The 24,297-nt window shown below is 50.9% G+C and carries 23 protein-coding genes; 5 read left to right on the forward strand and 18 right to left on the reverse strand.

Going from position 1 to position 24,297, the window contains the following annotated elements; genetic code table 11:
• Positions 1–95: 95 nt before the first annotated feature.
• Both C812_RS08995 and C812_RS09000 read right to left on the reverse strand, forming a co-directional pair.
• Positions 96–2,402, reverse strand: coding sequence for a thiamine pyrophosphate-dependent enzyme (locus C812_RS08995; RefSeq protein WP_016312357.1), 2,307 nt, complete (start codon positions 2,400–2,402; stop codon positions 96–98).
• Between the two features lie 26 nt (positions 2,403–2,428).
• Positions 2,429–3,436, reverse strand: coding sequence for a 2-oxoacid:acceptor oxidoreductase family protein (locus C812_RS09000; protein ID WP_036625248.1), 1,008 nt, complete (start codon positions 3,434–3,436; stop codon positions 2,429–2,431).
• Between the two features lie 221 nt (positions 3,437–3,657).
• Between C812_RS09000 and C812_RS09005 the strand changes: the two genes are divergently transcribed.
• The gene (locus tag C812_RS09005) at positions 3,658–4,560 is read left to right on the forward strand and encodes an SDR family oxidoreductase (RefSeq protein WP_016312359.1); all 903 of its coding nucleotides are present in this window, start codon (positions 3,658–3,660) and stop codon (positions 4,558–4,560) included.
• Between the two features lie 72 nt (positions 4,561–4,632).
• Here C812_RS09005 and C812_RS09010 read toward each other — a convergent pair whose 3' ends face one another.
• A complete protein-coding gene (locus C812_RS09010; protein ID WP_016312360.1) occupies positions 4,633–6,132 on the reverse strand; it encodes an MDR family MFS transporter in 1,500 nt (499 codons plus the stop codon).
• 228 nt (positions 6,133–6,360) lie between these two features.
• Between C812_RS09010 and C812_RS09015 the strand changes: the two genes are divergently transcribed.
• Positions 6,361–6,966, forward strand: coding sequence for a TetR/AcrR family transcriptional regulator (locus C812_RS09015; protein WP_016312361.1), 606 nt, complete (start codon positions 6,361–6,363; stop codon positions 6,964–6,966).
• Between the two features lie 140 nt (positions 6,967–7,106).
• Here C812_RS09015 and C812_RS09020 read toward each other — a convergent pair whose 3' ends face one another.
• From C812_RS09020 to C812_RS09050, 7 genes are all read right to left on the reverse strand, one after another.
• Complete coding sequence (locus C812_RS09020) at positions 7,107–8,561, reverse strand: nicotinate phosphoribosyltransferase (RefSeq protein WP_016312362.1); 1,455 nt, start codon at positions 8,559–8,561, stop codon at positions 7,107–7,109.
• Positions 8,562–8,568: 7 nt separating this feature from the next.
• Entirely contained in the window at positions 8,569–9,117 is a 549-nt protein-coding gene (locus C812_RS09025) for a cysteine hydrolase family protein (protein WP_016312363.1), read from the reverse strand.
• A 62-nt stretch (positions 9,118–9,179) separates the two neighbouring features.
• Positions 9,180–9,956 carry an NUDIX domain-containing protein gene (locus C812_RS09030; protein ID WP_009223097.1) on the reverse strand — a complete coding sequence of 259 codons (777 nt, stop codon included), beginning with the start codon at positions 9,954–9,956 and terminating at the stop codon, positions 9,180–9,182.
• A gap of 89 nt (positions 9,957–10,045) precedes the next feature.
• Positions 10,046–10,441, reverse strand: a complete 396-nt coding sequence (locus C812_RS09035; protein WP_016312364.1) for a PaaI family thioesterase — start codon at positions 10,439–10,441, stop codon at positions 10,046–10,048.
• Between the two features lie 120 nt (positions 10,442–10,561).
• The gene (locus tag C812_RS09040) at positions 10,562–11,014 is read right to left on the reverse strand and encodes a YlbF/YmcA family competence regulator (protein ID WP_016312365.1); all 453 of its coding nucleotides are present in this window, start codon (positions 11,012–11,014) and stop codon (positions 10,562–10,564) included.
• Positions 11,015–11,034: 20 nt separating this feature from the next.
• Positions 11,035–12,585: a tRNA (N6-isopentenyl adenosine(37)-C2)-methylthiotransferase MiaB gene (miaB, locus tag C812_RS09045; RefSeq protein WP_016312366.1), complete on the reverse strand. Its 1,551-nt coding sequence runs from the start codon at positions 12,583–12,585 to the stop codon at positions 11,035–11,037.
• A gap of 178 nt (positions 12,586–12,763) precedes the next feature.
• A complete protein-coding gene (locus tag C812_RS09050; protein WP_036625249.1) occupies positions 12,764–12,970 on the reverse strand; it encodes a DUF1657 domain-containing protein in 207 nt (68 codons plus the stop codon).
• Between the two features lie 172 nt (positions 12,971–13,142).
• Here C812_RS09050 and C812_RS09055 point away from each other — a divergent pair, with 172 nt between their 5' ends.
• Genes C812_RS09055 through spoVAD form a run of 3 tightly spaced genes read left to right on the forward strand, consistent with a single transcriptional unit; the run spans position 13,143 to position 15,510 of the window.
• Positions 13,143–14,003, forward strand: coding sequence for a DUF421 domain-containing protein (locus tag C812_RS09055; protein ID WP_016312368.1), 861 nt, complete (start codon positions 13,143–13,145; stop codon positions 14,001–14,003).
• A gap of 12 nt (positions 14,004–14,015) precedes the next feature.
• Positions 14,016–14,504, forward strand: coding sequence for a stage V sporulation protein AC (spoVAC, locus tag C812_RS09060; RefSeq protein WP_016312369.1), 489 nt, complete (start codon positions 14,016–14,018; stop codon positions 14,502–14,504).
• A 1-nt stretch (position 14,505) separates the two neighbouring features.
• Positions 14,506–15,510 carry a stage V sporulation protein AD gene (gene spoVAD / locus C812_RS09065; RefSeq protein WP_016312370.1) on the forward strand — a complete coding sequence of 335 codons (1,005 nt, stop codon included), beginning with the start codon at positions 14,506–14,508 and terminating at the stop codon, positions 15,508–15,510.
• A 78-nt stretch (positions 15,511–15,588) separates the two neighbouring features.
• Here spoVAD and pduL read toward each other — a convergent pair whose 3' ends face one another.
• From pduL to C812_RS09105, 8 genes are all read right to left on the reverse strand, one after another.
• Positions 15,589–16,161, reverse strand: coding sequence for a phosphate propanoyltransferase (gene pduL / locus C812_RS09070; protein WP_016312371.1), 573 nt, complete (start codon positions 16,159–16,161; stop codon positions 15,589–15,591).
• Between the two features lie 120 nt (positions 16,162–16,281).
• Entirely contained in the window at positions 16,282–17,148 is an 867-nt protein-coding gene (locus C812_RS09075) for a 2-oxoacid:ferredoxin oxidoreductase subunit beta (protein ID WP_016312372.1), read from the reverse strand.
• Positions 17,135–18,910 carry a 2-oxoacid:acceptor oxidoreductase subunit alpha gene (locus C812_RS09080; protein ID WP_036624990.1) on the reverse strand — a complete coding sequence of 592 codons (1,776 nt, stop codon included), beginning with the start codon at positions 18,908–18,910 and terminating at the stop codon, positions 17,135–17,137. Before C812_RS09080 ends, C812_RS09075 begins: the two co-directional genes overlap by 14 nt.
• Before the next feature lie 228 nt (positions 18,911–19,138).
• On the reverse strand, positions 19,139–20,092 hold the full coding sequence (locus C812_RS09085) for a dipeptidase (RefSeq protein WP_016312374.1): 954 nt from the start codon (positions 20,090–20,092) through the stop codon (positions 19,139–19,141).
• An 89-nt stretch (positions 20,093–20,181) separates the two neighbouring features.
• Positions 20,182–20,442 carry a stage V sporulation protein S gene (locus C812_RS09090; RefSeq protein WP_006286829.1) on the reverse strand — a complete coding sequence of 87 codons (261 nt, stop codon included), beginning with the start codon at positions 20,440–20,442 and terminating at the stop codon, positions 20,182–20,184.
• A gap of 135 nt (positions 20,443–20,577) precedes the next feature.
• A complete protein-coding gene (locus C812_RS09095; RefSeq protein ID WP_028539122.1) occupies positions 20,578–21,372 on the reverse strand; it encodes a TIGR00282 family metallophosphoesterase in 795 nt (264 codons plus the stop codon).
• Positions 21,373–21,476: 104 nt separating this feature from the next.
• Positions 21,477–23,018, reverse strand: coding sequence for a ribonuclease Y (gene rny, locus C812_RS09100; protein WP_009223084.1), 1,542 nt, complete (start codon positions 23,016–23,018; stop codon positions 21,477–21,479).
• A gap of 319 nt (positions 23,019–23,337) precedes the next feature.
• Positions 23,338–24,198, reverse strand: coding sequence for a regulatory protein RecX (locus C812_RS09105; RefSeq protein ID WP_016312376.1), 861 nt, complete (start codon positions 24,196–24,198; stop codon positions 23,338–23,340).
• Positions 24,199–24,297 lie beyond the last annotated feature (99 nt).

A 24,297-nucleotide genomic window follows, 5' to 3' on the forward strand; every position in this document is an offset into this window, starting at 1 on the left:
ACTTATGTGCTTAGGATGAATGCTCTGTGTAACAAAAGAAAGCGGCGCTTGGCCGCTTCCCTTCCAATCTTGTTCGTCTCACTTCCAGCCTGTTTTTAGAGATACGGGTGTTCGTGTTTAGCCAGAAGGATTTTCCAACGCCGTTCTACTTCTTGTTCGAATTCCGCCAAAGCCTCGGCGTTCTCTGGCTTCGTCAAGTGGCGAGTCTTGCCCATCGTCTTCAGCCAATCCGCCAGCGGAATACGTTTGCCCTTCTCCTCCGGATTATACGTAATTGTCGTTTGACCATGCTCTACCTCGTACAGCGGGAAGAAGCAGGAGTTGACGGCAGCATCGATGATGTTGGTGCCCTGATCGTCCGGCGAAATCCAGTTGAGCGGGCAAGCTGTTAATATTTTACCATAAACAAGTCCTTCATGTTGGGCGTACCATTGAGCTTTGGCTGCTTTCTTCACCAAATCCTGCGGGTAAGCCTCACTGCCGGTAAACACGTAAGGAATGTTGGTGGCCGCCATGATTTGCGGTGTGTCTTTGTGCTGGAACGTTTTGCCCTGCTGCACTTTGCCGATGTTCGACGTAGAGGTCCGATGACCCAACGGGGTCGAATACGACAGTTGTGCTCCCGTATTCATGTATCCTTCGTTATCATACTCGATGATGATCATTTTATGACCGCGCAGGGCTGCACCGATTGCTGGCCCCATGCCGATGTCCATGCCCCCGTCGCCGGTAACCATCACGAACGTAAAATCGTCCTTCAGGCCAAGCTCGTCGAGTTCGCCGCGGCGTTTTCTTTCCCAGAACATTTCAACGACACCGGACAACGTAGCGGCACCGTTCTGGAACAGGTTATGGATGTACGTCGCTTTATGGGATGAATACGGATATCCGGTCGTGACGACCATCGCGCAGCCGGTGTGGAACAGAGCCACAATATCGCCTTCAATCCCTTTAAAGAACAGCTCTAGACCGGAGAAAATTCCGCAGCCTGGGCAGGCCCCATGCCCCGGTGCAATCCGCTTAGGCTTCTTCGTTAATGCGCGAAGCGGCGGAATACGCACGCCCAGCTTGCCGGTTTCTTCATTCTTCGTGACCGTAATCAGGCCGGTCTTCAAGTCCTCAAACTTCAGCGGATTCAGCACCCGCTTAGGCGCTTTCTCCGGATCCCCCGGGGTATGTCCATAGTAATCAAATGGAACTTCGACCTGGCCCGTCTTCGCCGCTTCAATCGCCAATTGGAAGAAGTGGTGGCCGTCCTCGGCATAAAACTCTTTGCCACCCAGCCCGTATATCCGGCTGATGACCTTTGTTGTATGATTGCCATGCGTGAACAACGCCGCCTTAATCTCATTCACCATATTGCCGCCATAAGCGCCGTAGGAATCCCCGCGGTCGCCTACTGTGATGGCTTTCACGTTCTTCAGTGCTTCGGCAATTTGCTTTGAAGGGAAAGGCCGAATCATGTTTGGTGCGATCGAGCCGGCTTTGATACCTTGACGGCGTAAATCGTCTACAACGTCCTTAATAATTTCAGATGCCGAGTTCATGAGGAACACCGCGACTTCGGCATCTTCCATCCGGTACAGATCCAGCATTTTATATTCGCGTCCGGTCAGTTCGGCATATTCGCCGGCAATCCGTTCAAAGACGCGTTCCGCATTGTACATCGCTACAGACTGCTGATAGCAGTTATTGATGTAATCCGGCTCGTTCATATACGGCCCGACGGTAATCGGGTTGTTGCGATCCAGCGTATGCGGGAAGTCCCCCGGCGGCCGTTCCCCAACGAATTTCAATACATCTTCCCGGTTCGCGAAGGTATGCACGCGCCGTTTCTGGTGGGACGTGAAGTATCCGTCGGACGCAACCAGGACCGGCAGTCTTACTTCTGGATCCTCGGCCAGCTTGATCGCGATGAGGTTCATATCGTATACGGCTTGCGGATCACGGCACATTAGAATCGGCCAGCCAATGTTCAGTGCAAAATAAAGGTCCGAATGATCGCCGTGAATATCGAGCGGTCCGGAGATGGAGCGGCAAACCAAGTTCATAACCATAGGAAAGCGTGTGCCGGATTGTACCGGCAATTGCTCCAGCATGTACAGGAATCCTTGAGCACTGGTCGCGTTAAAAACCCGGCCGCCGGCTGTTGAAGCACCGTAACAAATACCAGCCGAGCTATGTTCGCCGTCCGATGGAATCAGCTTAATATCATGCTGGCCGTTTGCTTTCATTAAATCAAGGAATTGTGCTACCTCGGTAGAAGGGGAAATCGGAAAGTACCCCATAATATGATAATTGATCTGGCTGGCTGCATAAGCTGCCATTTCATTTCCTGACTCATATACCACGCGCTGCTCAACCGTACCGGAGCGGCGTTCTTTCTCCAAATCGATCGCCATGATGAACATACCACCTTTCCTGCGTATTAGCGTATCGCCAAATCAAACAGATGCGGTACGCGATGCGCTTCCGCATATCCTTCTTCCTCACGCTCCCCGGACAAGGCGTCCGTCGGACAAGCGTGAATACATTTCAAGCATCCTTTGCAATATTGATAGTCGATGCCCTTTAAGAACATTTGCGGTCGGCCCTTCTTATCGGGGCGTTCCTCCCAGACGAAGCAGTTATCCGGGCAGACGTTATCGCATTGGGCGCAGTGAATACAAGACTCCTCTTTAAAATGCGGCATCATCCCGGATCGGGAAATGCTAAGATCCTTCAGGATACTGTTGCCCGGATTGATAATTAGCCCGCCGATCGGTTGAGTCTCATAACCAAGTACTGGCGTATCCGCACGAACGAAGGCCGGCATGCTTACCCCTTCCGGCAAAGCAAACGTCTCAAAGACAACTTCTTGAAATCCCCGCTCAAACGTCGCAATCGCGGGGGCTACGGTTTGTGGATATTTCTTCTCCAACGACTTGCGGATCACGTCTTTCATCGTTTCGGGATCGAGGAATGGGCATAACCGGAATAAGGCACCCAGCATCGCCATGTTCACCCGGTTCTTCTCTTCAAGCGCAATACCCGTCGCATCGATCACTGCGATCGTGCCGCCGATCAGCTTCATTTTCTCCTTTAGCTCCTGCGGAGTTTTGCGCGAATTCACCAATACGGTGCTGTCCTCATAAATGCCGCTGATCACGTTCACCGTTTTGGCCAGTGCCTCATGAAAGATTCCTACAATATGCGGGCGTTCCACAGGCGATGTATCGCGAATCGGTGTATTCAGATCGCAGAAGCGGATATGCGCCTTAACCGGGGACCCTTTTTTCTCCGAGCCATAAGAAGAAAAGCTGACCCCATTTAGTCCGGCTCCTTCAACCCCGGCTTCGGCCAGCATTTTCCCTGCCAAGTTCGCACCCAGCCCACCAATGGATTCCAGTCGGATTTCAAAAAATCCCAGCTCGTTTAATTTCGGTAATTGTACCACGCGCTTGTCTCCCTTCTTCGCAAATGCGAGCTCTTCACGACGTAAATAAGTGCTAAACATCACATCAAAAGATATCTTTCTTAATTTTAAAATTTATCATAGATGCGATGTGACTTATGTAACAAATGTCATATAGACATTCTTGTCTAGGCGAATACACCACCCCGCACAGAAATGAATAGGATAGCGGTAAAACGTTTTTCAGGAGGAACCCCAAAAGCATGATACCTACGTACCCTTACTACAGCTCGAAAACGGTTTGCCAAGAACAACCGATGACCTTCCCGCCGCAACATCAACCAAGACAACCTGGCCTAGAAACGCTGATGGTTCCACCCCCGATCTCCGAAAATCCCGCTTATGTCGGCAGCGGCAAATTAAAGAACAAGGTCGCGATCCTAACTGGCGGCGACAGTGGGATCGGGAGAGCGACTGCGATTGCTTTTGCCAAGGAAGGCGCAGATTTAGCCATCGTTTATCTGGATGAACACGAGGATGCCCAAGCAACGAAACGGCGTGTTGAGGAGCTGGGCCGGCGATGCTTGCTCATTCCCGGCGACTTGCGCCAAGAAGCTTTCTGCCATGCGGTGATTCATCATACTCTGCATCATTTTGGGAAGATCGATATCCTGGTGATCAACCAAGCTGTTCAATTTCCTCAGCAGCAAGGTATCGAGGCGATTTCGACCGAACAGCTGTACCAAACCTTTGCCACCAACATCTTCCCTCATTTCTACCTGACCAAAGCTGCGCTTCCCTATTTGCGACCCGGCAGCGCGATTATCAGCACCGCCTCGATCACCGCTTATGCCGGTGCTCCGCTGCTGATTGATTATTCCTCAACCAAAGGCGCTGTCGTTTCCTTTACCCGGTCCTTGGCATTGTCCCTCGTCCATCGAGGTATCCGTGTCAATGCGGTGGCACCGGGACCGATTTGGACTCCACTGATCCCTTCCAGCTATTCTGCGGAATACGTGTCCACGTTTGGCCTGGAAACGCCGATGAAGCGAGCGGGGCAGCCATTTGAATTGGCACCGGTCTACGTATTCCTGGCTTCTGACGATTCCAGCTTTGTGACCGGGCAAACGATCCATGTCAATGGCGGTGCAATGATTACGAGTTAACCCTTTTGGGGAAACGACAAAAAGCACCCTTTCCAGAAGGAAAGAGTGCTTTTCACATGTTACTTCACGATGTTAATGACCAGTCAATAGGCTAGGATCCGGCTGAGTCCCTTCACTTGCTGAGTCCTTGCCCGCTTCGGCCTGCTTCTTCGGCTTAGATAAGAATAAGGTCAATAGGAAACCAACCGCGGCAATGCACGATGCTAAGAAGTAGGTGTCTCCAAAACCAGACGCGGCTGCCTCCAGCGGATTTCCGCCCTGTGCTGCCTCCTTCATGTGACTGCTGATTTGTGAAGTGAGATAACCCGTTAAGCCGGCTACCGCGAAGGAGACGATGACTTGCTGGGCCGCCGTCATGAGCGGGGTCACCCGAGCCACCAAGTGGCGTGGCGCAGAGTTTAGAATATGCGTGTTCAGCGGCATCATCGTCAGGCCCATCCCGCCGCCAAGCAAGCCAAGCGGCACCAGCACCATCGCCAGCGGCGTTTCCGCAGTAATCCGCGATAACAGGAACAAGGCCGTCGATACGATGCCAAGGCCGATGAAGGCAAGCGGCCGCGCACCAACCCGGTCAAACAAGCGACCACTAATCGGCATGAAGAATGCTGACATCAGCGCTTGCGGCAGCAGATAAATCCCGGTTTCCAATGCGTTGTAGCCTCTAACTTGTTGCAGGTATAACGGAGTCAGAATCATCGAACCGAACAACGCTGCTTGGGCAATCCACACCAAGATGATCCCTCGGGTAAAATGAGATGAACGGAACACCCGCAATTCAAGCAGCGGCTGTTGATGTCTGATCTCGACAATGATGTACAGTAGTAAGGCAAGTCCCCCTACGCTAAGACCTGTAATCGTCGACGCCGAGGTCCAGCTGGTTCCCCCTTCACTCACACCATAGGTCAACATCGCAAAGGCGATGGGAGCCAAGATCATCCCCAGTTTATCCAACTGCGGTGCCTCCCGCCGACTGGATTTCGGCAAGAAACGCAGACCAATCAGAAATGCGACAATTCCGATCGGCAGATTGATCAGAAAAATCCAATGCCAGCTGACGTTCTCCACCAGCCAACCGGACAACACCGGACCGAGGGCTGGCGCCATCAGCATCGGTACACCCAGCGCCCCCATGACAGCCCCTCGTTTCTCAGGCGGTGCCAGCTTAAACACCATTGCAAACCCGATCGGCGAAACCATCCCGCCGCCGAGACCTTGAATGATGCGATAAACGATCAACTGCTCCGGCGTTTGCGCTACGGCACATAACACCGACCCTATCGTAAACAATGCGATCGTCATTAAGAAAATACGTTTCTCCCCAAATTTATCGGTCATCCATCCGGCTAACGGAATGACGGCAGATAAAGCAAGGGTATACCCTGTGATCGTCCATTGAACCGTCTTTAAATCGGTTGCGAAGAAGTCGACCAGCTTAGGAACGGCTACATTCACCACCGTGCTGTCCAAAATAACCATAATCATCCCAACGATGACAGCCATCAACGGTGCGATGATCGAACGGATGGAAAATTCTTTGTTATCGATCGAACTCTCCACAGTATGATTCGGCATCCTCTCACTCAGCTTTCTTTCTATATTTTAAACACCGTTTTAAACAATGTTTAACACAAATTTAAACGGAACCCGCAGTTTTGTCAAGGCATTTGTCTTCGGTGGCTTCTGTAAGATCTGGTTCTCACTTCCTTCGCCCTGATGTCTTATTCTTGACACTTGGAGTAAGCGCGTATTATGGTAGTTTCTATACGGGCAGTAGATTGGATGGCATAAAGGAGCGAAATCATGAGCAATTGTGCCGAGGGGCTGACAACCAAACAGAATATTCTTCAGGCGACGTTGGACCTCATTAAAACAGAAGGGGCCGATCAAGTCACCTTGCGCAAGATCACGGCTGCGGCCAATGTCAATTTAGCTCTAGTGAATTACTACTTTGGCTCGAAGGACAACTTGATTAACGAAGCGCTGAAACTGCTGCTGACAACGTTTCAGGAGAATTTCTCCGTCTTGGACGATACTTCGCTACCCCCTAAAGATCGATTAAAGGCATTTCTTCTCCAATACGTGGATTCAGTACTGCAATACCCCGGTTTGTTGCATGAAGTCTTAGGCAAAGGACGAATTACTTTTGAATCCCGGCAAGACTTCACCGGTTTTATGAAAACGACCGGATTCAGCAAGATTACTGGCGTGCTGGAGGAGATTACCGGCGAGACCAATCCGGATATTCTTTTTATTATGATGATGCAAATCAATGCAGCCGTCCTCTTCCCGCTCGTCTTGGCAAGGCAGATTAAGCAACTGGAGAACCGTCCGGGCAAAGAAATCGTTGAGCGGCAAATCGATATTTTGTTTGATCACTACTTCGCGAAATATGAGTCGTGTCGTTAACTTGTCGAAATCAGCCTTCTATCCGCCGATTTATAGCGCTTTTTGCGCTTTCCCGAGAAATAATTTCCCACGCAAATAAAGACCGCTTCGCCGCCGATTGGCGAGAAGCGATCTTTCTGTCTTAAGGGGGTTAGAAGAAGTTAATCCTCATGCTGCCCCATATATTCTTCGATCATCTTTTGCTTTAACTCCCAGGCTTCCTGGCTTAAGCTGATGCGGTAAATTTCCGGGTTCAGCTTGCGGAGATATTCTGGCCAGAATAAATTTAACTGCTCGCGGTGGTACTCACGAATTTCATCCAGCGTTGGCAGCTTGTACACGAGCTGACCATCCACAAAGATCGGCTGCAGCATGGACACCGCTTCATAGTTTTTGACTGACTTTTTGATATAAGGATGTACCGGATCAAACAATCGGAGTTTGCCGCCCATCCGCGCTTGCTGTTCATGCGGAAAACAGATGTAATCGGCAATCGCTTTGCCGCTGTCTTTGCTGACAATGCGCAATACGTCTTTTTTGCCGGGGGTTGTGACTTTTTCCGGATTACCGGAGATCTTGATCGTGGGCACCATTTGACCGTCCTTCTCCCGTTCAACCAGCTTGTAGACGCCTCCGAGAGCCGGTTGGTCCGCTGCTGTAATCAACTGAGTCCCTACGCCCCAAATATCGATCTTCGCACCTTGTGCCTTCAGGTTAAAAATCGTATTCTCGTCCAAGTCGTTTGACGCGACGATTTTGACATAAGGTAAGCCAGCGTCGTCCAGCATTTTGCGGGCTTGAATCGACAGATAAGCTAAATCGCCGCTGTCCAAGCGGATGCTCGCCAGCCGCTTGCCTGCGGCTTCCAGCATTTTGCCGGTGCGGATCGCATGCGGAACGCCGCTTTTGAGCGTATCATACGTATCGACCAGCAGGGAAACCTGATCCGGCAGCGCTTTGGCATACAACTCAAACGCTTCCTGCTCCGAGTCGAAGATTTGCACCCACGAGTGGGCATGCGTTCCTCGGGTCGGAATGCCAAAGATCTCACCAGCGAGCAAGTTGGACGTCCCATCAAACCCGGCCAAATAAGCAGCCCGAGCCCCCCAGATGGCCGCATCTGCTTCTTGTGCCCGGCGGGTGCCAAACTCCAGCAGCACGTCGTTCTCGGCGACCCGTTTCACCCGTGAAGCTTTGGTGGCGATCAAGGTCTGGAAATTCATAAAGTTTAGCAACGCCGTCTCAATCAGCTGTGTTTCCATAATTGTGCCTTCAACGCGGATCAACGGCTCGTTCGGGAAGCAAAGCGCCCCTTCGGCCATCGACAGCAGCGTGCCTTTAAATTCAAAGTTACGCAGCAATTCCAGAAATTCCGGCTTATAGTTCTCTTCTTGTTTGTCCAAATACGCTAAATCCTCTTCCGTAAACCGCAGCTGCCGGATATAGTCCACGATCCGCTCCAAGCCTGCAAACACCGCATACCCGTTGCCAAACGGCAGCTTGCGGAAGTAGGCCTCAAATACGGTCCTCCGCAAATGCGTTCCGTTCATCCAATGCGCATAGATCATGTTGATCTGATATTTATCGGTATGCAGTGCTAAACCCGTGGTTGGCATCGCCTGTTCATCCTCTCTGGCTGTTCGTTACGTTTGCTCCTAAACTGGTGCGGAAATGCCCCAGCGCCCAGGTATGTCCCTCCGGGTTAAAGCTGGCTACCGCATCTTCGTATACTGTAATTGCAAATCCCTTGTTATAAGCATCCACCGCCGTATGCAGCACGCAAATATCCGTGCACACGCCGATCAGATGCACCTCCGTAATACCGCGTTCCCGGAGCTTCAGCTCCAGGTCCGTTCCACAAAACGCGCTGTATCTCGTCTTATCCATCCAATAGATGCGGTCCTGGTTCTTCGCATACACCTCAGACAACCGCCCGTACAACGCACGGCCTTCCGTATCCCTCAGATTGTGGGGAGGAAACAGCTTCGTTTCCGGATGCAGGTGGTCTTCCCGCTCGTGCAGATCTACGGCCATCACGACAAAATCCCCTTGCTTCACAAAGGATTCCGTTATCCGGCAAATCGCCGGTTCAATATCGATGGCCGGCTGGCCCACCGGAAGGTTACCGTCCACGAAATCCTTCGTATAATCGATGACGATCAGAGCTTTCATGATTTCACTCTCCCTTCACACATTCCATTTGCCGCAACTAATATTTCATTATGTAAAATATCTTAAGTGTAAATCGAAAGCCGCGGGGTGTAACCAGTAAACCGGTACAATTGAGCCGGCCGTTGCGAATATTGGTTAGACAACATCGGCTTGCCATTCTCGTCACGCACTTCTTCCAGTATCCCCTGACGACTGCGCGTCGATGTAATTTTGCGGATAAAATTCAGCTCTTCAAAGTCTGGAACGACCGTTTGAATCACCTGATACAATTCGCCGAGAGTGAAATGCGGCGGCAAAAATTGCTTCGCAATCGTCGTATGCAGCATCTGCTGCTGAATCCGTTTATAAGCGTCTTGCAAAATCTCACGGTGGTCGAAAGCCAGCTGCAGATCCTCTAACGCCTCTCGAACGGTAAACAGGCCAACCTCTTGGGCATCATCTGCTGATTGCCGTTTCTCCAGCACCCATTCCTCGACTAATGCAAAAAAGGCATGGGAGATAATCCAGCCGCGCGGGTCCCGCCCCGGCTTGCTGTACACGCCCAAATATTCAAGATGCGAGCCGTCGACGCCGGTTTCTTCCTTCAGTTCACGGCGCGCGGTTTCATACAGCGATTCATCTTCCTGCGAGAAACCGCCCGGCAACGCCCAGGCTCCGGCGAACGGCCAGCTCCGCCGACGGATCAGCATGACCTTCAGATCGAAGCGCGGCAGCGATTTGGTCGATGCTTTTCGTTCCTGCCTCGTCAACGTAAACATGACGATGTCGGCCGGGATTCCGTCCGGCGTGCGATATTTTTTAACCTCATTAACTACCTGCTTTTGTTCTTCGTTCATCATGTATCACCACATCGTCTAGGATAACGCCGGCCGTTGGATGTCCGGCACTTACGAATTCAAGCGATCTAAACTGGAAGACGGCCCTCTGCTCACTTCGGCAAGCGGAACGTTGCCGTCGATATACATCCGAGGGTACCTTCTTCGTTACGAACCTCAGAGCGGAGCGTTAGCGTCCGATGGGTCTCATGGATTGGCATCGCCAACACCACCAGCTCCCCTGTACGCATAGGGCTTAGAAAATTAACATTCAAATGAGTTGTGACTCCAAGCTTCCCTTTAATCGTTGCTACCAACGTGCCCATCGCTTGATCCATCATGGACGACAGCACGCCCCCATGGACGATGCCCATGGAATTGAGATGGGATGCCCCCGCTGTAAGCCCCAGCTTCACCAGGGATTTGTCGGCAGAAATCAGACGCAATCCGAGTAACCCCCAGAACGATTGCTCATCCCGCCGCTGTACTTCTTCGCTCCATTCATCCATCTCGGTGTCCCCCCTATCCTTGCTTCTCTTTATATTATAATATTCCTTTGAAACGTTGCTTCACTCATAATAGACAAGATGAAAAAAAGCGGAGGGGTTGCCTCCGCACAACTGCCTCGCTTACTCTCCGTATCCGGATGAAACAGCCGGCTCACTGCCCGACTCGACGTTCACTTTGCTGGCTACCGTATCGCGGATGACGGAAACGACGAGCTGGAGCAGATAATTGATATCGCTTTGGCTCTGCTGGAACTCCGTCACAAGCGGAATCTGGTCGAGTTCATCCTGCAGCTCCTCAATTTCACGTTCGATCTTCTGCACCATAGCCTGATTCTGGAACGTTTCAAATGCGACGATTTCCTTCTGTTTCTTCTTAATGGCACTGATCAGAGTCTGTACACGTTCATGCTTCTGGATCAGCTTCTCGGCCTTCTGAAACTGTTGAACCTCTTCACTGGTCCCGATCAGTTCAGCCAGTTCTTTCGCCTTCTTCATAATGTCCTCGCGGATGACCAAGTCCCGCGAATCGTACTTCGGAATTCCGCAATCGGTATGATCTTTGTGCTGTTCCATTGTCAATAACCTCCCCTGCATTACGCCAATTTGGCGGTTTGCTCTACGAGCTTACCTTTGATGTACCAAGTCATCGGATCGGTAATCTCCACCTGGACAAACGTTCCGATCAATTCCGTACTGCCCTCAAAATGGACAAGCTTGTTGGTGCGTGTACGTCCAGATAACATATGGGCGTTGTTCTTACTTTCGCCTTCGACCAGCACTTCAACGATCTGTCCACGCAGCGCTTCGTTACTGTTGCGGCTAAATTCGTTGAGGGTATCGTTTAACTTCATAAGCCGCGCTTTCTTCACTTCCATCGGGACAGTATCTTCCATCACGGCAGCCGGCGTACCTTCCCGCGGCGAGTAGATAAAGGTATACGCCGAATCGTACCCCACCTCGCGCACGAGGGATAAAGTTTCCTCAAACTGTTCCTCAGTTTCACCCGGGAATCCAACGATAATGTCCGTGGTGAGGACAACGTTTGGGATTTTCGCCTTGATTTTGCGCACCAATTCAAGGTAATGCTCGCGCGTATACTTGCGGCTCATCTTCTTCAACACTGCGCTGCTGCCCGATTGAACCGGCAGATGAATGTGCTCCACCAAGTTTCCGCCTTTGGCCAGAACATCGATCAGCGCATCGTCAAAATCGCGTGGATGCGAGGTCGTAAACCGAACGCGCGGAATATCGATTTGACGGATATCGTCCATTAGATTCGCGAACGTATAGTTGATGTCGGTAAAATCCTTGCCGTAGGCATTGACGTTTTGGCCCAGCAGCGTGATCTCTTTATAGCCTTGACGCGCCAGCTCACGTACTTCGGCAATGACGTCCTCTGGACGGCGGCTGCGTTCCTTGCCTCGCGTAAACGGTACGATGCAATACGTACAGAACTTGTCGCATCCGTACATGATGTTCACCCATGCCCGCATACCTTCGCGCTTCTTCGGCAGGTTCTCGATAATGTCGCCTTCCTTGGACCAAACCTCAACGACCATCTCTTTGCTGAACAGCGCTTCTTGAATGAGGTATGGCAAACGGTGAATGTTGTGTGTCCCGAAGATCATATCCACAAAACTGTGCTTCTGCAGGATGCGCTTCACAACACCTTCCTCTTGCGACATACAACCGCAAACGCCCAGCAGCAAATCCGGCTTCTCTGTCTTAAGAGTCTTCAGGTGACCCAATTCACCAAACACCTTGTCCTCTGCGTTCTCCCGAATTGCACAGGTGTTCAGCAAAATAATGTCTGCCACTTTACGATCCTCGGTCGCACGGTAGCCCATCTGCTCCAGCAGACCTTTGATGGTTTCGGTGTCATGCTCGTTCATCTGGCAGCCAAACGTATAGACGATATAATGCTTGCCAACGCCAATTCCCTTCAGATCTTCCGGAACGGCATTCTCGTACAGCACCTTGACGTCTTCTTTCCCGCGTTGTTTCTCTTTGCGTTGGTTCGGCTCAGACAAAATTTGAATATCCCGGCCACGGATTCGGATCTTCTTCCCTCGTTCATCCTCCGAAATGACCCGGGCGTCCGAGAAGTCAAAGTATTTGGCGTAATCTTTCGTTTCCTTAGCCATGTGCCCGTTCACTCCTTTACCTGATCTATCTTCGTTCCTTATGGGCATCGTTATCATTCTTAAAAATGCATTACACTAAATTATAACATGACCAGGCTTCGATATCCAGATAAACACCGTATCCATAACAACGCAAATAGACCCGTTCGAATGAACGGGCCTTGACGGATAATCACAGTTAGAATCCCTTGTATTGAGGTTCTTCGCTTTCCAGCTGCGATACACGGCTTTCTACTTGCGTTACGATTTGCTGCGTTTGTTGCGCGCATTGCGTAAATAGATCCTTTGCTTGTTGGTTTTGCGTGCTTAACGCAAATTGTTCCAAGCTCGCTTGCGCGCTTTTTAATGAAGCTAAGGTTGTTTTAACTTGAGAGGCTACTGTCACAAACTCACCACCTTTCTTTTCGTTGTTGCTATTGAACAATGCATAATTTCACCTGCTTAAAACGGATTCATACGCCCATCCATGCTTCCACATATTGTCTTAGTAAATTTACGTATCCCCGCGCATAATTGGGGTATCTCGCCTTGGATTGTCTACGAAAGGAGTATTCCTCATGCCATTGTGGTTGGAAGTTATCGTCCGAACGTTGGTGGCTGTCGTTATCTTATTTGTGCTCACCCGGCTACTCGGAAAGAGACAAATTTCACAGCTTTCCTTCTTCGAATACATCACCGGGATTACGATTGGGAGCATTACCGCTTATATCTCCCTCGATGTGAACACGGACTGGTATCTCGGCATCATTGCTGTTACCGTCTGGTTTCTCGTTTCTCTAGGCATTGAGTTTATCCAGCTCAAAAGCAAGAAAGCCCGGGATCTGATCGACAGCAGCAGTACAGTGTTGATTAAGGATGGCAAGATTCTAGAAGAGAATCTGAAGAAGGAAAGACTGACCAACGAGGAACTCATGGAACAGCTGCGGAAGAAGAGCATCTTCAAAGCAGCCGAAGTCGAGTTTGCGGTCATGGAGCCCGATGGTCAAATTAACGCGATGCTGAAGAGCGAGTATCAACCGATTACTCCGGCTCATTTAGGGATCAAAGTGGCTCCCCAGCCTGAACCGCAAACCGTCATTATCGACGGAAAACTTATGGACGAACCACTCGCTACACTGGGACTCAACCGAAAGTGGTTAAACACCGAACTGGAGAAGCTGGGCGTTTCACTGGATAACGTCAATTTAGGGCAGGTTGATGCCTACGGTCAGCTATACGTCGATTTGTACGACGACCAGATTACCGTCCCGCAGCCTCAAGTCAAACCCGTCCTGCTGGCGCAGTTGAAAAAGTGCGAAGCCGATCTCGAGATGTTCGCGCTCTCGACGGACGAGGAAGAAGCTAAGAAGCTGTATAGCGATTGTTCGATGAAGCTGCAGAAGGTTATCGATCAAGTCAAACCGTTATTAATCCAATAGGAGGATGGGAGCATGGCCAAGAAAAAAAATAAGCAATTGACTCCTACACAGCAACAGTATCAACGGCTGGCACATGCCCATGAGCCAAAGCGCCCGGTAGCTGTCAATTGTCTGAGAGCCTTTTTGGTCGGCGGATTGATATGCCTGATTGGAGAATGTATCCGACAGGCCTTTATCCATTTTGCCCATATGGGCGAAAGAGAAGCCGCTAACCCGACCGTCGCTATTCTTGTCATCTTGTCCGTGCTGCTCACGAGCTTTGGTGTCTATGATAAAATCGCTCAGTGGGCCGGAGCAGGTACCGCTGTTCCTGTCACGGGCTTTGCCAACTCGATGGCATCGACGGCGATTGAGCATCGCCCGGAAGGTCTGGTGCTGGGCGTAGCTGCAGGCATGTTTCAATTAGCCGGTTCCGTCATCGTGTTTGGTACGGTGGCTGCTTTTATCATCGGCTTGATTTACGCGGTGTTTATCCCAGGGTATGCCGGAGGTGGGCACTGAAATGCTGAAAGGCCATCAAAGCTGGGTATTTGAAAATAAACCTAAGATCATTAGCAGCGCTACTGTGGTGGGGCCATTTGAAGGCCAAGGGCCGCTCGCTGAAGATTTTGATGTGATCCATGCCGACCTCTATATCGGTCAAGACAGCTGGGAGAAAGCCGAAAAGACACTGCTCGAAGAATCAGCGCAGTTAGCGATCAGGCATGCCGGGTTAACGAAGGAACAGATTCAATTCTACTTCGGCGGCGATCTGATGAATCAGATCATCAGCAACAGCTTCGCCGCACGGACGTTAAGCATTCCGTATATCGGCATGTTTGGCGCTTGCTCAACCTCGATGCAGACGCTGGCGATGGCCGCCTATGTCGTCAATTCCGGAGGCGCGAAATATGCCGTAGCTGGAACGTGCAGTCATAACGCCAGTGTGGAGAAGCAATTCCGCTACCCGACCGAATACGGGTCGCAGAAGCCGCCCACCGCGCAGTTCACGGTCACTGGCTCGGGCTCCGTCGTTTTATCCCCTGAAGGAGAGGGGCCTTCGGTAACGTCAGCTACGATGGGCAAAGTCATCGACATGGGCATCACCGACCCATTTAATATGGGCGCTGCAATGGCACCGGCTGCTGTCGATACGATCCAGGCTCACTTCCGGGACCTGGAGATCGAGCCATCTTACTATGACCTGATCGTCACTGGGGACTTGTCCAAAGTCGGCTATGCCATCGCGAACGATCTGTTCGTCCGGCACAACTTCCCCATCAAGCAGACGACCTATATGGATTGCGGGATGATGATTTACGACTACGAGAACCAACAGGTCCAAGCCGGCGCCAGCGGCTGCGCCTGCTCCGCTGTCGTCACTTACGGCCATCTGCTGAACCGGATGAAACGCGGGGAATTAAAACGAATCCTCGTCGTGGCCACCGGGGCGTTGCTCTCTCCGCTCTCCTACCAGCAAGGCGAGAGCATCCCCTGCATCGCCCACGCGGTATCCATCGAAGCTTAAAGCTGAATATACCAAAAAGGGCTCGCCCGGCATTCACAGCCGTTGGGCAAGCCCTTTATTTTTTTCAACTGTCACCAATTAGTCGATGATCTCTGCCGTGTCGCCTGTCTTCGCACCAGCAGCGTTCGCTTCGTCCGTATCGATATGCATATCGAGGGCAAAGTTATCAGATACGCGTGCAATGACGTTCTCCAGCACCAAACCGCGTTCTCCGCTCAAGCGAACTTTCAGCAGCTGCTTGTCTTTGATGCCCCATTTCTCTGCATCGGAAGTATGGAAATGAATGTGGCGCGCAGCGACGATGACGCCTTGCTCCAAGTCGATTTCCCCGGCAGGACCTTTCACCTTGATGCCAGGCGTACCTTCAATGTTACCCGATTCGCGCACCGGAGCTTTAACCCCCAATGCAAAAGAATCTGTACGGGAAATTTCAAGCTGGGATGCCGGACGGGCTGGACCCAAAATACGAACTTTATCGAACTGTCCTTTTGGTCCGATGACTGCCACTTGTTCATTCGCAGCAAATTGTCCCGGTTGGGACAGCGGTTTGAATTCCGTCAGTTGATAGCCTTGTCCAAACAAAATTTCAATGTGCTCCTGCGTCAAATGGATATGACGCGCGGATACGCCGACAGGTACAGTTTTGCTCATGTCTACAAACACTCCTCGTATATTCTCTATATCGATGACGATTCACATCGCTACTCATTATACACCTAATGGAGAAAAAAAGAAAAAGGTGTCCACCAGAAATGGACACCTTTCACCTGATTATTTGAATTCTGCTACAAGATTGTCAAACTCGCTTTCAGAAAGTGCCAGCGATTGATGAACCAGCGGCTCTTTCTTAAAGCCGTGAACCAGATCTTCGTAGCATCTCTTCTCTTTGTTCTGATAGATCAATCCAGTGATCATGCCGTTCGTCTCCATCAACTTCGCCATGGCCATCGCCCGGTTACTTGGATCATAATCCGGAACGGTCTCAAGATTGATGATGTTCTCTTTGAACCAGTCGTACGTATTTACCTTGTTAAAGGTAACGCATGGACTGAATACGTTGATCAAGGAGAAGCCTTCGTGCTGGATGCCTTGCTCGATCAAGGAAGTCAGCTGCTTCAAATCACTGGAGAACGATTGCGCTACGAAAGTGGCACCTGACGCCAGAGCGATTTCAAGCGGCGACAAAGTTGATTCTACCGAGCCTTCCGGCGTACTCTTCGTCTTAAAGCCTTCACCGCTGCGCGGGGACGTTTGCCCTTTGGTCAACCCGTAGATTTGGTTGTCCATGACAATGTAGGTGATGTTGATGTTCCGGCGAATGGCATGTACCGTGTGTCCCATCCCGATTGCAAAGCCGTCGCCGTCGCCGCCGGAAGCGATGACGGTCAAGTCGCGGTTAGCCAGCTTCACGCCTTGAGCGATTGGCAGCGCACGGCCGTGAATCCCGTGCAATCCGTAAGCGTTGATATATCCGGAGATCCGACCGGAGCAACCAATCCCGGAAATCACAGCGAGTTGCTCAGGTTCAAGCCCTACATTCGCTGCAGCGCGTTGGATTGCGGCTTGAATGGAGAAATCGCCGCATCCCGGACACCAGTTAGGTTTAACGTTGTTACGGAAATCTTTAAACGTTGCCATTTTTCACCAACTCCTCCTGCGCTTTCTTCCCGGCTGCCCTCTTGCACTCTTCGTAGACTTCCGAAGGAAGGAACGGATTGCCGTTATATTTCAGGACATTCACGATTTTGTCGTGGTGACCTACGTTTTGTTTAATCAGGTTAGCCAATTGGCCCGTTGCGTTATTCTCCAGAACAACGACTTTCTTCGCCTTCTCGATTTGCGGCAACACTTGCTCCGTTGGGAACGGATGCAGCAAGCGCACCGTCATGTGGTTCGTCTTCAAGCCGTCCTCCGACAGACGGATGCGAGCTTGATCAATCGTGCCACCCGTAGAGCCCATGCCGATGATCAGCAGATCTGGTTCAGCATGCGGGGCTTGAAGGTGAATCGGATTCGTGACCTCCAGATTGGCCAGCTTCCGCAACCGCTTATCCATCATTTTCTTCCGGTTCACCGGACTTTCCGACGGACGACCGGATTCGTCGTGTTCCACCCCAGTCACATGGTGAATGCCGTTCTTCTCACCTGGCAGCACCCGCGGGGAGATCCCGTTTTCCGTAAAGGCGTAGCGGTTGAACATGCTTGAATCTTCACGATCTGGAATATCCTTCACCAGGTAACCGCGATCGATCATAACTTTGTTGAAATCGAGCATTTCGCAGGACTGCTTCCCGAGGGATAATTGCAGGTCCGTCGCCACGATAACAGGCACCTGATATTTGTCAGCCAGGTTGAACGCCTCTACCGTATCGTAGAAGCACTCTTCAATCGAACTAGGCGCAATCACGATCTTCGGAATTTCCCCATGCGTACCGTAGATGAGCGCGTTGATATCACTTTGCTCCTGCTTCGTCGGCAAGCCTGTACTTGGACCGCCGCGTTGTGTATCAATGATTACGACTGGCGTTTCGGTCATGCCAGCCAGTCCGATCGCTTCCATCATGAGGGACAAGCCAGGTCCCGCCGATGCAGTCATCGTACGAACGCCTGCATAACTCGAACCAATCGCCATCGTAATCGCTGCAATCTCATCTTCGGTCTGAATCACTGTACCGCCAAATTTCGGCAATTTTTTGATTAAATATTCCATAATTTCAGAAGCAGGGGTAATCGGGTAAGCACTCATGATCCGGCAACCTGCCGCAACAGCCCCCAGGCCAATCGCTTCGTTACCGATCATAAACAGCTTCTGCTTGCCATCCGCCGGCTCGAGTTTGAACTCTTCCAGAGGTCCTCCGGCAAGCTCAAGCACGAAATCCGCGCCCCGTTTCACTGCTTCGATATTTTTCTCAACAATCGCAGGTCCTTTGCGGCCGAACTCCTCTTCCACCGCTTTGTTAAAGACTTCAAGCGGAAGACCGAGCAGCGCCCATGAGGCACCGGAAGCAACCATGTTCTTCATCAGCGAAGTTCCAAGCTCCTCGGCAATGCTCGTAATCGGCACCGGGAACAAACGGGCATCCACGCCCTCCGGTACGGTCGGGTTAAACTTAGCGTCCGCTACAATAACCCCGCCGCTGCGCAATTCATGTGCATTCAAATCGATACTTTCTTGGTCAAAAGCGACTAAAATGTCCAAGTCGTCGGAAATCGCACGAATTGGCTTGGTACTGATCCGGATTTTGTTATTCGTATGACCGCCTTTGATACGGGAGGAGAAATGCCGATACCCGTACAAATAATATCCCAGCCGGTTCAAAGCCGTCGAAAAAATCCGGTCTGTACTTTCAACGCCCTCTCCCTGCTGTCCACCGATCTTCCAAGACAATTGACTAATCAAGATCGCCCACCCCTTTAATCGTATCGCAATGGAAAAATAGAGATAATAATAAAAGTGTAGAATGTTAACGTGCAAGAGGTCACATTCCGGCCAATTGTTTGTGAACATTCTGTTTCAGAGTCATGTCAATTTTATGTCTACACTTGGCAAAAAGCAAGCGTTTTCTAGCCTTTTTTCATATAGTAGTTTTCGATCAATTCGTTCTCACAATTGGATGAATTAAAGCGCTTACTTGTGGAAAGGCAACCAAGCGCGCAGGAATGCGGCTGCATTGTCGTACAACCATCCGCGGACAAGCTCTTCCGGGTAATATTTCAGCAAAGTCTCCTGCCAATTTGCGTACTGACCCGTATGCCGGAAATCGGTCAAATGGGTGTCGATCCCGTCAAAGTCGGATCCGAACATCAGGTGCTTCGCTCCGCCCAATGAACAGATCCGTTCGATATGCGGCAGCAAATCTTTGGTGGTTGCATGTTTCCCCTCTTTGACGAACCAAGGCACAAAGGTCACTCCAATTCGCCCGCCGAGCTTAATAATCGCCTGGATCTGGTCGTCACGGAGGTTTCGTGGATGGGGGCAAATCTGATAGGCGTTGGAATGGGAAGCGATAAACGGCTTGCCCGCGGCCTCCGCCAGCTCTTGAAGCTCCCAAAATCCTTTGACCGACAAATGCGAGACATCCAAAATGATGCCGAGTTCATGGCACAACTTCACCAGCTCCAACCCAGCCGGAGTAAACCCGCCGTTTCTCGGCTCCATCACCCCGTCCGCAGCCCAGTTGGCATAGTTCCATGTCAACCCGAGTAACCGCACACCCTTCTCATAACATACACGGACATATTGCAGGTTTCCCTCAAGCCCGTCCGCTCCTTCCAGCGACAATAGCCCACCAATTCCCCCTCCTTGCTCCAGGGTATTCAAGTCTTCAGCAGTTTGTACAGGGAGCACACCCAGCGGGAGAACCCGTTCACGAAACAAATCGATCTGTTCAAGAATATGTTCCATTTTCGCTGGCCCTAACTCACTGGACAGAAATATGGCGAACGTCTGCAGCTTCACTCCGCCTTCCTCCAATCGGCGAAGATTGACGTCCAACCGGCGGTCATGGGCAAAATCCAGCTTCGGGTCTAACTGCAATTTACTCAAAGCATCACAATGAAAATCGATAATGGGCAGGTTCATAATAATCCTCCTCGTTACGAACATTTTAGCTCAAAACAAACAAAAAAGCCTGTCTACGAAACGTAAACAGGCATCATTCTATCCAAAACTTATCTCGGTTCTACGATCAGTTTAATCGCGGTCCGATCCTCACCATCGATGACGATGTCGGTAAAAGCAGGAATGCAAATCAAGTCCACACCGCTTGGCGCGACGAATCCCCGGGCGATCGCAACGGCTTTGATGGCTTGGTTAAGAGCACCCGCCCCAATGGCCTGAAGTTCAGCAGCGCCACGTTCTCTTAGGACGCCAGCCAACGCACCGGCAACGGAGTTGGGGTTGGATTTTGCTGAAACCTTTAATACTTCCATGGTTAGTACCTCCCTGGGAATATTCGTTGGATTCCACTACTTAGAAGATATTCGTGAGAATCTGGGATATTCCTTCTTTTTCCCCGAGGAGAAAGTTTCGAGAGGCCTTGATTTATCGGACTTCTTGGCGATGAACTAGTCCATAATCCATTCGTCTTCCAGCAAACGAATTTTTTGAATCTTCTGGGCTTTGCCCGTAGATTCATCTATATCGACAATGACCGCGTGGAAATGCCATTTCCCTTCGCAGACTTGGAACCGAACCGGAAGCTGTGTGGTGAACTTGCGCAGCACGGCCGTCCGTTCCATGCCCAGGATGCCTTCACGTGAGCCAACCATACCGGCATCGGTCAAGTAAGCCGTCCCTTGCGGCAGGATCGTGTCGTCATTACTTTGCACATGAGTGTGCGTCCCCACAACGATCGAAGCGCGACCGTCAAGATACCAACCCATGGCGATTTTTTCCGAAGTGGCCTCGGCATGGAAGTCGACCAGAATACACTTGTGCTTCTTGGATAGTTGACCGATGATTTCATCCGCAACCCGGAACGGGTCATCAAGCGGCGGCAAAAAAGTGCGGCCCATCAAATTGACAACGGCCAGCTCTTTCCCATTTGCCTTAATCACAGTGTACCCTAATCCGGGCGTACCCGGCGGGTAGTTAGCCGGCCGGACCATTCGCGGCTCTTGATCGATGAAGTCGAAGATTTCTTTATTGTCCCACGTGTGGTTCCCCATCGTTAAGCCGTGAATGCCTTGATCGAAAAACTCTTTGGCGATGTTGGCGTTAATGCCCCGGCCTGCCGCAGCGTTTTCGCCGTTCGCAATGATGATATGCGGGTTATATTTCGATTTTAAATGAGGCAGCGTGGCCTTCAGCGCTTTGCGCCCCGTATTTCCGACGATATCTCCGATAAACAGAACTTTAATGCTGGTTCCCTCCTCTGACTACTACCCCTTGCAGCATGTGAGCTCAAGGCATATCCAAGCAATGAAAAAGCGGCCCCCCGAGGGGCCACTTTTCAGCATAACCTTTACTTGGCGTATTCAACCGCCCGCGTTTCGCGGATGACGGTTACTTTGATATGACCTGGATAATCCAGTTCATTTTCAATCGTCTTCGTAATGTCACGCGCCAAGCGGAATGCTTCCGCGTCGTCAATCTTATCCGGCTGCACCATTACGCGAACCTCGCGGCCCGCCTGAATGGCAAACGATTTCTCGACGCCTTCAAACGATTCGGAAATTTCCTCAAGCTTCTCCAACCGACGAATGTAGGTTTCGAGCGTTTCCCGACGCGCTCCCGGTCTTGCTGCCGACAAAGCATCGGCTGCGCCAACCAACATGGCAATGACTGAGGTGGCTTCGCAATCGCCGTGGTGAGAGGCAATGCTGTTGATAACCACCGGATGTTCTTTGTACTTCTTAGCCAACTCCACGCCGATTTCGACATGAGATCCTTCCACTTCATGATCAAGCGCTTTGCCGATATCGTGCAGCAAGCCTGCCCGTTTGGCAAGAGTGATGTCTTCGCCCAGCTCTCCAGCCATTAATCCGGCCAGATAAGCGACTTCCATCGAGTGTTTCAGGACGTTTTGGCCGTAGCTTGTCCGGAACTTAAGACGTCCCAAGATCTTGATCAAATCCGGGTGCAAAGCATGTACGCCCACCTCGAACGTAGCCTGCTCGCCATATTCGCGAATCCGTTCGTCCACTTCTCTCCGAGATTTCTCGACCATCTCTTCGATCCGAGCCGGATGAATCCGTCCGTCCGCCACCAATTTCTCCAAGGCGGTCCGAGCAATTTCACGGCGAATCGGGTCAAAGCCCGACAGAATCACCGCTTCCGGCGTATCGTCGATAATGAGATCGATCCCGGTCAATGTTTCGAGAGCACGAATATTCCGGCCTTCCCGACCGATAATCCGTCCTTTCATTTCTTCGTTTGGCAGGGTTACGACGGAAACGGTTGTTTCCGCCACATGATCAGCTGCGCAGCGTTGAATGGCCAGCGTAATGATCTCGCGGGATCTCTTATCCGCTTCTTCCTTCGCTTGCTGTTCAATATCTTTAATCATCTGCGCCGTTTCATGGCGAACTTCCTGCTCTACGTTGTTCAAAATGATCGTACGGGCATCTTCCATGGTAAGGTTGGAAATCCGTTCGAGTTCCTGAACCTGACTCTTATAAATCAAGTCGATTTGTTGCTGGGTTTCTTCGATCCGTTTCTCTTTGCTGACCACTTGCTCTTCTTTACGTTCAAGCGATTCTAATTTTTTATCCAGCGACTCTTCTTTTTGCAACAATCGTCTTTCTTGTCGTTGTATTTCATTCCGACGTTCACGAATGTCTTTATCAGCTTCGGCTCTGAGCTTGTGGACTTCGTCTTTGGCTTCCAGAACCGTTTCCTTTTTCAGTGCTTCCGCGTCCTTCCTAGCATTCTCTAGGATTTGGCTGGCCGCGTGCTCTGCACTGGAAATTTTAGCTTCGGCAAGAGACTTGCGAATAAAATACCCGATCACGAACCCAAAGAATAAAGCGGCTGCAACGAGAACGATCCAGATTACTGGGTGCATCTGTTCACCTCCCCGTTGTTTCCTCCAAGGCATTCCTTGGGATGTTTGCAGTTGTAGTTACTTTTCGTTTCTTAGGTTCATCATTCCATACAAAGAATTCATGACTTGCCCTTTCAGCTCAGCACTTCATGCTGCAAAAGCATGACTCCTCCGCAGTAGCCTAGCGGACGCACTTTGCCTGATTGGAGAACATAAATCCTATACCTTCAGACCCATAATTTTGGAAGGAAAAAAGGGGCCCTCAAGGTATGGACTCAAATTCATTTTATTATTTGTGAAAAGATATTGTCAAGCAAATGACAGGAGTTACCTCGCCCTGTTATTCTTCGTCCCATTCATCCATTCCATGCATTTCTTCGCGGTTGCCAAGTTCCCGCATAACCCGGGATACGACGCTTCCGCTATATCCGCGGCGCTGCAGGAACGCCCCGGTTTTACGTTTTCGGTCAAGCAATTCCCCTGTGGTTGAACGCCACTTCTTCATGCCCAGCTGCAAGGCACTCTCAAACTCGTCCTCTTCGCTGACCTCACCAAGCGCCTCCTCGATATACGCCTTGGAAATCCCCTTCTGGCGCAATTCATGCTTGACCCACAGTTTCCCCTTCCCGCGCAATTTCACGCGCTGAGAAGCCCATTCCTGTGCGTATGCAGCGTCATTAACATAACCTTCTGATTGCAATCGGGTAAGCACATCTTGAATCGTCTCTTCGCCCCAGCCTTTCTCGCCTAGACGTTGTGCAATTTCATAGGTGGTTCGCGGCTTTAAGCTTAAATATTTCAACGCATCGGCATACCCCTGTTGGCGCTCGTCGGCTGCTACGATTTCCTCCAGTTCTTCTTTTGTAAATACCGCCCCTTTGATCATGCGGTATTTAATCATCACATCCTCGTGAACTTCCAGCGCATATGCCCCAAAAGAGATCCGATAACGATGCTTCGGCCGCTTCAGCATCAATACGGACGTAATCTCCAGCTCGGTGTCCTCGGGGAAAGCATCCAATCCGGCCGGAACTTCCTCTTCTGTCTTCTCTCGTTTTGAATCCCAGCCGATATCCCTCGGTCGCGGTTCCCAGAACGCCTCATCGGAGATGTCTACGATTTCGTCCTCTCTTCGTTCACCAGAGTTAACTCCATCTCTTCTCCCCGCAACTTTCCTGCGCGATTGTCCCCATGTACTCACATCCTGTCCCTCCTGTCTGCACCTTAGGCGAATCTTTAACTTCCTTAACTACTGCAAAAGCGCCCTGACCCGGCATATTGCCGCGATCAGAGCGCTTGA

It is taken from the genome of Paenibacillus barengoltzii G22, assembly GCF_000403375.2.
Taxonomy (GTDB): Bacteria; Bacillota; Bacilli; order Paenibacillales; family Paenibacillaceae; genus Fontibacillus; species Fontibacillus barengoltzii.

Coding starts and splice junctions, on each gene's coding strand:
- C812_RS09035 (WP_016312364.1), bottom strand. CDS start 10,441: ATGGATGAATGGAGCGAAGAAGTACAGCGGCGGGATGAGCAATCGTTC.
- C812_RS09085 (WP_016312374.1), bottom strand. CDS start 20,092: ATGAACCTGCCCATTATCGATTTTCATTGTGATGCTTTGAGTAAATTG.
- C812_RS08995 (WP_016312357.1), bottom strand. CDS start 2,402: ATGGCGATCGATTTGGAGAAAGAACGCCGCTCCGGTACGGTTGAGCAG.
- miaB (WP_016312366.1), bottom strand. CDS start 12,585: ATGGCTAAGGAAACGAAAGATTACGCCAAATACTTTGACTTCTCGGAC.
- C812_RS09025 (WP_016312363.1), bottom strand. CDS start 9,117: ATGAAAGCTCTGATCGTCATCGATTATACGAAGGATTTCGTGGACGGT.
- C812_RS09040 (WP_016312365.1), bottom strand. CDS start 11,014: ATGGAACAGCACAAAGATCATACCGATTGCGGAATTCCGAAGTACGAT.
- C812_RS09030 (WP_009223097.1), bottom strand. CDS start 9,956: ATGATGAACGAAGAACAAAAGCAGGTAGTTAATGAGGTTAAAAAATAT.
- C812_RS09015 (WP_016312361.1), top strand. CDS start 6,361: ATGAGCAATTGTGCCGAGGGGCTGACAACCAAACAGAATATTCTTCAG.
- pduL (WP_016312371.1), bottom strand. CDS start 16,161: ATGAGCAAAACTGTACCTGTCGGCGTATCCGCGCGTCATATCCATTTG.
- rny (WP_009223084.1), bottom strand. CDS start 23,018: ATGCACCCAGTAATCTGGATCGTTCTCGTTGCAGCCGCTTTATTCTTT.
- C812_RS09075 (WP_016312372.1), bottom strand. CDS start 17,148: ATGGCAACGTTTAAAGATTTCCGTAACAACGTTAAACCTAACTGGTGT.
- spoVAC (WP_016312369.1), top strand. CDS start 14,016: ATGGCCAAGAAAAAAAATAAGCAATTGACTCCTACACAGCAACAGTAT.
- spoVAD (WP_016312370.1), top strand. CDS start 14,506: ATGCTGAAAGGCCATCAAAGCTGGGTATTTGAAAATAAACCTAAGATC.
- C812_RS09005 (WP_016312359.1), top strand. CDS start 3,658: ATGATACCTACGTACCCTTACTACAGCTCGAAAACGGTTTGCCAAGAA.
- C812_RS09010 (WP_016312360.1), bottom strand. CDS start 6,132: ATGCCGAATCATACTGTGGAGAGTTCGATCGATAACAAAGAATTTTCC.
- C812_RS09020 (WP_016312362.1), bottom strand. CDS start 8,561: ATGCCAACCACGGGTTTAGCACTGCATACCGATAAATATCAGATCAAC.
- C812_RS09090 (WP_006286829.1), bottom strand. CDS start 20,442: ATGGAAGTATTAAAGGTTTCAGCAAAATCCAACCCCAACTCCGTTGCC.
- C812_RS09055 (WP_016312368.1), top strand. CDS start 13,143: ATGCCATTGTGGTTGGAAGTTATCGTCCGAACGTTGGTGGCTGTCGTT.